We start from the raw sequence: 1,481 nt of genomic DNA on the forward strand, positions 1-1,481 counted from the left end.
GTTGCGCCGGCCACGACCCGGCCGCTGACCCCGGCCATGACCGCGCGCAGCCCGGCCGAAGCGGTGGTGGCCGACAAGGAGAAGAAGCGCAAAGACCGGCTGATGGAGCTGAAGCTCGACATCCACAAGCGGCTGCTGGAAAGCCTGAACCTTGCCGCGCTGGAACATGCCACCGAACAGAACCTGAAATCGGAAATCTCGGCGCTGACCTCGGAAGCGCTGGACGAGATGTCGGTCGCGCTGAACAAGGACGACCGCGTCACCCTGGTGCAGGAACTGTATGACGAGGTGATGGGCCTTGGCCCGCTGGAGCCCCTGCTGAAGGACGAGACGGTCAACGACATTCTGGTGAACGGGCCGAAGCGGATTTTCGTCGAACGCGAAGGCAAGCTGGAGCTGACCGATGTCACCTTCCGCGACGAACGCCACCTGTTGCGGATCATCGACAAGATCGTGTCGGCGGTGGGCCGGCGGGTCGATGAATCGAACCCCTATTGCGACGCCCGCCTGGCCGATGGCAGCCGTTTCAACTGCATGGTGCCGCCGGTGGCGGTGGATGGATCGCTGGTGTCGATCCGCAAGTTCAAGAAGGAAAAGCTGCGGATCGAGGATCTGGTCCGCTATGGCGCCTTCACCGAGGAAATCGCCGCCTACCTGCAGGCCGCCGTGTCCACCCGGCTGAACATCATCGTTTCGGGCGGCACCGGGTCGGGCAAGACCACCACGCTGAACGCGCTGTCCAGCTTCATCGACAACACCGAACGGGTGCTGACGATCGAGGATACGGCGGAACTTCAGTTGCAGCAGGTGCATGTGGGCCGGATGGAAAGCCGCCCGGCCAACGTGGAAGGCAAGGGCGCGGTGACGCAGCGCGACTGCCTGCGCAACGCGCTGCGGATGCGGCCGGACCGGATCATCGTCGGCGAAACGCGCGGCGAGGAAGTGATCGACATGTTGCAGGCCATGAACACCGGCCATGACGGTTCGATGACCACGATCCACGCCAACAACCCGCGCGATGCGGTCAGCCGTCTGGAAAACATGGTGGCCATGGCCGGGATCGAAATGCCGCTCAAGGCCATGCGCAGCCAGATTGCCAGCGCCGTCAACCTGATCGTGCAGGCCAGCCGCCTGCAGGACGGCAGCCGCCGCATGGTCAGCGTGACCGAGATCACCGGCATGGAGGGCGACGTGATCTCGATGCAGGAGGTGTTCCGCTATGAACGGCTGGGGATCGAGCCTTCGGGCAAGATCATCGGCCGCTTCAACGCGACCGGCATCCGGTCGGCCTATTCGGAACGCTTCCGGCAATGGGGCTTTGACCTGCCCCATTCGATCTACGAACCCATCGCCTGAGGACGGCCTTCATGCAAATCAGCGCAGCGCCCCTGATCTATATCCTGATCTTCGTGGCCGTCGTGATTCTGGTCGAGGGGCTGTATCTGACGGTCTTCGGCAAGTCGATCAGCCTGAACAGCCGC

The 1,481-nt window shown here is 63.4% G+C and carries 1 protein-coding gene and 1 pseudogene; both read left to right on the forward strand.

Annotated features, from left to right (window positions below; translation table 11 throughout):
* On the forward strand, positions 1-1,356 hold a 1,356-nt coding region (locus C5F44_RS17605), incomplete at its 5' end, for a TadA family conjugal transfer-associated ATPase (RefSeq protein ID WP_107674941.1).
* A gap of 11 nt (positions 1,357-1,367) precedes the next feature.
* A pseudogene (locus C5F44_RS17610) lies at positions 1,368-1,481 on the forward strand (type II secretion system F family protein); the annotation flags it as partial.

This window comes from Fuscovulum blasticum DSM 2131, assembly GCF_003034965.1.
Taxonomy (GTDB): Bacteria; Pseudomonadota; Alphaproteobacteria; order Rhodobacterales; family Rhodobacteraceae; genus Pseudogemmobacter; species Pseudogemmobacter blasticus.